8 protein-coding genes and 1 pseudogene are annotated in these 5,692 nt (G+C 47.9%); 7 read left to right on the forward strand and 2 right to left on the reverse strand.

What is annotated here, in order from left to right:
- Together JX312_RS08320 and mobA are read right to left on the reverse strand one after the other, a co-directional pair.
- Positions 1-308, reverse strand: a pseudogene (locus JX312_RS08320) (relaxase); the annotation flags it as partial.
- On the reverse strand, positions 287-712 hold the full coding sequence (gene mobA / locus JX312_RS08325; protein WP_148464239.1) for a conjugal transfer protein MobA: 426 nt from the start codon (positions 710-712) through the stop codon (positions 287-289). The gene mobA and the pseudogene JX312_RS08320, both read right to left, overlap by 22 nt.
- 820 nt (positions 713-1,532) lie before the next feature.
- Between mobA and JX312_RS08330 the strand changes: the two genes are divergently transcribed.
- From JX312_RS08330 to JX312_RS08360, 7 genes are all read left to right on the forward strand, one after another.
- Positions 1,533-2,291 carry a ParA family protein gene (locus JX312_RS08330; protein ID WP_148464238.1) on the forward strand — a complete coding sequence of 253 codons (759 nt, stop codon included), beginning with the start codon at positions 1,533-1,535 and terminating at the stop codon, positions 2,289-2,291.
- Positions 2,292-2,294: 3 nt separating this feature from the next.
- Positions 2,295-2,759, forward strand: a complete 465-nt coding sequence (locus JX312_RS08335) for a DUF3408 domain-containing protein (RefSeq protein ID WP_148464237.1) — start codon at positions 2,295-2,297, stop codon at positions 2,757-2,759.
- A gap of 10 nt (positions 2,760-2,769) precedes the next feature.
- Entirely contained in the window at positions 2,770-3,084 is a 315-nt protein-coding gene (locus JX312_RS08340) for a DUF3408 domain-containing protein (protein WP_148464236.1), read from the forward strand.
- The gene (locus tag JX312_RS08345; protein WP_148464235.1) at positions 3,081-3,857 is read left to right on the forward strand and encodes a hypothetical protein; all 777 of its coding nucleotides are present in this window, start codon (positions 3,081-3,083) and stop codon (positions 3,855-3,857) included. Before JX312_RS08340 ends, JX312_RS08345 begins: the two co-directional genes overlap by 4 nt.
- Positions 3,858-3,978: 121 nt before the next feature.
- Entirely contained in the window at positions 3,979-4,278 is a 300-nt protein-coding gene (locus JX312_RS08350) for a DUF4134 domain-containing protein (protein ID WP_148464234.1), read from the forward strand.
- Complete coding sequence (locus JX312_RS08355; RefSeq protein WP_204457678.1) at positions 4,278-4,595, forward strand: DUF4133 domain-containing protein; 318 nt, start codon at positions 4,278-4,280, stop codon at positions 4,593-4,595. Before JX312_RS08350 ends, JX312_RS08355 begins: the two co-directional genes overlap by 1 nt.
- The coding region (locus JX312_RS08360; RefSeq protein ID WP_204457679.1) for a TraG family conjugative transposon ATPase at positions 4,592-5,692 on the forward strand (1,101 nt) is incomplete at its 3' end. The genes JX312_RS08355 and JX312_RS08360, both read left to right, overlap by 4 nt.

Genomic DNA, 5,692 nt, shown 5'->3' on the forward strand with positions numbered 1-5,692 from the left:
AGATAAGGCATATCGCCGAACCCTATCTTTTCCATATACTCGTGGGCAAGTTGGGCAAAGTCAACATCAGAAAGCCGGTCATCAGGGTGCGGATTGAGCGATATGTGCATCATCGTCTTTTCGGCTTTGGAATTGGCAGGCATCCACCGCTTGAAATCCTCAAACGCACGGTGTATGTTGACAGTCCCTGTTCCGTCGTTGAAGATTTTGTTGGTGTCGAGCAACCTGCCTTTCTCCTTGTTTATCTTTTCGCCGTTGTAAACCAAAGCTCCGTAAAGGGAGTTGCCTAAAGAGATTTTTGCAACCATCGCTCGTCGAATTTATTTGCGAGAGCGACAATCTCACGGTTCAGTTTCACAAGCTCGATGGTAATCTTCTCCAGTTTGTAGAGAGCAGCCATCGCTTTCTTTTCAGTGAAATTCTCACGGAGTGTCTTTACCATGGTGTCATATTCTACTCCGATAGTGCGGTAATGGGAATTGAACGCCGATAGCTTGTCAATGAAAATCCGTGTGTTCTCATCAACGATAAACACCTTGAATGGCTTGCCGAACAACTGCATTTTGATAAACGCAGACAATGATTCCACTCCCGATTGCTCGTGCATATCAAGCAAACGGGCTTTCTCCGCCGCAGAGAAATTGACCGAGCAGCGGAACACCGTGGCGTCAATCTTGGGGTGACGCCCGGCTTTCTTAAAGTTTTGTTTCATAAATAAGATGGAATTAGTGGTGGTTGGAAACTGCCAACCGCAGGTTTTTATCTTGGCGGTTATGACTTTGGAGTAACCGCTGGCTCCATGCACATGGCAAGGGTTTTATGCAGCAAATTCAATTTTGTGCTGCGTAAAACATACCTTGCAATGTTCGTTTGAACATCCTGAACTGATAATCGGAATGATATGTGTGGGATATTATAGGAAAAGGTGTACTAATAGTGTACTACTCCACATGAATGGCGCTTTTTTAATCGTCAGCACCTACTATATATGGTTGCGGTACGATGTCGCATCAGGTGTGTACGCCTTTGCATTTCCTTGACTCTATAACAATCGTAAAAGCCATTTCGGATTTTCAAAAAACAAAAGTTGGGTAATATTGGGTAATCGGTGTGTAACCGTGGGAAATCGCTGGTAATCAATAATCTTTTTGCGTACTATCATCGTTTTACTTGCACAGAGGCTGAGATACCAATGCCGATACCGAATGATGAAATCTACATAGATACAGACATTCATATATTCATACATTCGTATCCACATATATACATCTATACCTCTGCATCTACATACTTACATCTGTATATACATATATACATACGTACATACGGAGATACATTTGTAGGTATGGCGATACATAGATAGAAACATACGTACATAAATGTGTATGTGTATGGATATGAACGTATTTATCTACCTGTGTACGAATATACATACTCCAATCACGGAGTTTTCAGACCCGGACATGGTTATCAAGCCGGGCGTATGGTGAAACTGCACCGCACTATTCAATAACTCAAATCCCCATTTTATTATGAGCGACCCAATTTATGTCGCCTTCGCCACTCAGAAAGGTGGCGTTGGCAAGTCGACTCTGACTGCTCTCGTAGCGAGTTACCTGTACTACGTTGAGGGCATCGAAGTCGCGGCGGTGGACTGTGACAGCACCCAACACTCGCTGAATGTTTACCGCGAACATGACCTTATGGTTACAAAGGAGAACCCGTATCTGAAAAGAGTGTGCCACAAATTCTACTCTCAGTTCAAGCAAAAGCCTTATGAAATTTTGCTGACCTCTCCAGCTGATGCAATAGCGGTGACAGACAATTTCCTGAAAGCCGGGAACACACCGCAGGTCATCTTCTTCGACATTACCGGAACAATCAACGACCACGACATCGTGAATCTAATTGCAAACATGGATTATCTGTTTGTTCCGATCACGACAGAAACCGGAGAAATGGCAAGTTCCATTTCATTCGCCAACAATGTGAAGAACAAAATGATGACTACTCAAGTGACGAATGTAAAGGAGATGCACCTCGTCTGGAACAAAATCAACACCCGCGAGAAATCCCGTTTATGTGAGATTATTGACGACTACATTGAGAAGATGGGACTTGACTCACTCGACACCGTACTTGTAAAAAGCAACAAGTTTGAGAAAGACGGGCGTGAAACCGGAAATGTCGGATTATTCCGCTCAACCATGCTGCCGCCTGACAAGCGTCTGCTGAAAGGCTCGAACCTTGAAGAACTGGTATCCGAAATCCGTAATATCATAAAAGTATAGGTTATGGCAAGAAAACAAGTAACCGACTTTGATGCGGACAGCTTTATCCAATCCGTCCGGGAGTCAGCCGTTCCGACTTATCACACGGCATCCGATGTAGCACCAGCCGCTGCTACGGCACCGGAGAAAAAGCCTAAACAGAAAGAGCCGGTTGAAACAAGGCGCAAAAGACGCATCGGAGAGTCTTCCGATTTTCTTCTGAAGAAAGTATCGGAAATGAACATGACCGAGGAAGAAGGCAACTATGTCAAGACTTACATCGGCAATGTGTCATTCGGTCAGGTCAATCGTAACGGCAACCCGATAGTCGTGCGAGAGGATTACCGGGAAATGATAAAGGATATATTCTCAATGTTCGGTGTAAGACTCAACATGGCTGCTTATGTCGATGCAGTCCTTACGGAACACTTCAAGCAATGTTATCCGCTAATTCAGGGCATAGCCGAAAAATGCCCGTCAAAATTCTAACTGAGAAAATATGGAGAAAACAAAATTCTGTGACCTTCGCACTTGCAACAAGGTCTGCGGGGTGGAGCCGACTTTTACCCCGGATAAAGAGAAGGTAAAGGCGTATGCCGATGAGTACCTCACACCTTCCAATGTCGGCGCACGCAAGGGGATATTCGTTCCCCGTGAACTGGTTAACAAACTGTCCAAACTGATTGCCCTCTACGATGTGGAGGGGCTGACAATCGGGGCATACGTCACCAATATCCTTATCAATCATCTGGTGGAAAACCGAGATGTAATCAACGAACTGTCCTTCGAGGGCGAAAAGACGGTGGCTCTATGACAGGAGTATCAATCTTTTTGCTGGGAACCGTTGCACTGACAAATGTCGGCTTCCTTCTCTATCTGATGCGCGACAATAATCAGAAAGCCAGTCCACCGCAGGCAAAGCCGCCTGAGCAACCGCAACCAACCGAGGCTGAAACAGCGAAAGAGCCCCCGACACCGCAGGCTACCGTTGGCAAGAGCAAATTCCGCATAGAGGAATTTGACGAGCGGTTTGAGGAAATTGAACAGCGGTTTGACCGGGTGATCCAGCTGCTCGACCGCATTGAGGGCGATGTCAGGCTCAAAGATGTGGAGTTTGCCAACACCGATGACGCTCCCACTCAAGAGGAAATTGCCCGCGACGCCGAGGCCGTTGACAATCCGGCAAAGGACAACCGCATGACACGCGAACAGGAGAAAGCCGCCTTTACCGATGTCCGGATAGAGGACGTTGAGCCTGAAACCGTTTCGCCTCCGTCGGCAAGCGGCGCGACACTGGACGACATTGAGAAATCAATGGAAACAGCCGCCAACCCTGCCGCCACTCCCGAAGAAAAGGCGAAAGCCGGACGGGTGCTGATAACACTGACCGACACCAATTTCATGGAGCATTTTTCCGATGATGCGGACATTCTGCAAAACGTGATGAGGTGTTGCAGGGAAAGCTGCCGTCTGGACATAGCCGACAAGACAGGCGAAAAGCCGGTAAGTATAACACGCCGGAAAACAACCATCGAGATCGCCAAGAACATTGACGATTTCAATCCCGCCGACCTCCTGAAAAAATAGTCGGCAACCACTAATCCAAGTCTGCAAAGACAAAATCCAACCCAATTTTTAACCCGAAGTGTGGGCTGCTCCAATCGGAGCGGTTGGGGCTGTCCTATGCTTCAAAAACTGAAACAAAAACATGATTAAAAGAAAACTTTTCACTCTGCTGCTTATTGCAGCCACAGTAACTAACTCATTCGCTGCCGGAAACGGCATGGCAGGTATCAACGAAGCCACATCAATGGTAAGTTCGTATTTCGACCCCGGCACCAAACTGGTGTATGCCATCGGCGCGGTGGTCGGACTTATCGGCGGCATCAAGGTTTACTCCAAGTGGTCGAGCGGCGACCCCGACACCAGCAAGACCGCCGCGTCGTGGTTCGGTGCTTGCATCTTCCTTATCGTTGCCGCCACCATTCTCCGTTCATTCTTCCTCTAATGTCCGAGTATCAGATAAATAAGGGTATCGGACGCTCGGTTGAGTACAAAGGATTGAAAGCCCAGTATCTGTTCATCTTCGCCGGCGGATTGCTTGCAATGTTCGTGGTGTTCGTCATCATGNATATCGTCGGAATATCGCAATGGTTCTGCATAGGCTTCGGTGTCATCGCCACATCAATCCTTGTCTGGCTCACATTTCATCTCAACGCCAAGTATGGCGAACATGGACTGATGAAACTGTCGGCGTCAAAGTATCATCCGCGATACATAATCAACCGTCTGCGCATAACCCGCTTAATTAAAGGAAGAAAATGAGGAATACACTTAAAGCAACGACCCTCGAAAGCAAACTGCCGTTGTTGGCGGTTGAACACGGTTGCATCATCTCAAAGGACGCGGATATAACCGTGGCCTTTGAGGTGGGCCTCCCGGAACTGTTTACGGTCACAAGTCAGGAGTATGAGGCCATGCACGCCGCATGGTGCAAGGCGATAAAGGTGCTACCGCACTTCTCCGTGGTACATAAGCAGGACTGGTTTATGGCTGAGAACTATAAGCCGGAGTTACAAAAAGACGATTTGAGTTTTCTTGACCGCTCGTTTGAACGCCATTTCAATGAGCGTCCGTACTTGGCTCACAAGTGCTACCTGTTCCTGACAAAGACGACAAAGGAGCGTATGCGCCAGCAGAGCAATTTCTCAACCCTCTGCCGAGGACGTATCACTCCGAAGGAACTCAATCATGAGATGGTTGTTAAATTCATGGAGTCAGTTGAACAGTTCGAGCGCATAATCAACGACACCGGCTATATCAAGCTGCGCCGATTGTCCGACGATGAGATTGTCGGCACTGAAACGACCTCCGGCATAATCGAAAGGTATATGTCGCTATCTATGGGCGATGTCAACTGCCTTGAAGATATTGACCTGTCGGCAAAGGAGATGCGCATCGGCGACAAGATGCTATGTCTGCACACCCTTTCCGACACCGACGACCTGCCCGGCAAAGTCAGCACCGACAACCGATATGAGCGTCTGTCAACTGACCGCTCGGATTGTAGGTTGAGTTTTGCCTCTCCCGTCGGATTGCTTCTGCCGTGCAACCACATCTACAACCAGTATGTGCTGATTGACGACCACGATGAGAACCTTGCCCGTTTTGAGAAAACGGCACGCAACATGAACTCTCTGTCAAAGTACAGCCGTAGCAACGCTATCAACAAGGAGTGGATTGACCGCTATCTCAACGAGGCACATTCTTACAGTCTGACCTCGGTGCGCTGCCACTGCAACATCATGGCGTGGAGCGATGATGCCGAAGAACTGCGAAGGATCAAGAACGATGTCGGCGGACAGTTGGCGACAATGGGTTGTATGCCGAGGCACAACACTATCGACTGCCCGACACTGTTC

This window comes from Barnesiella sp. CU968 (assembly GCF_905219685.1).
GTDB classification, from domain to species: Bacteria; Bacteroidota; Bacteroidia; order Bacteroidales; family Muribaculaceae; genus Lepagella; species Lepagella muris_A.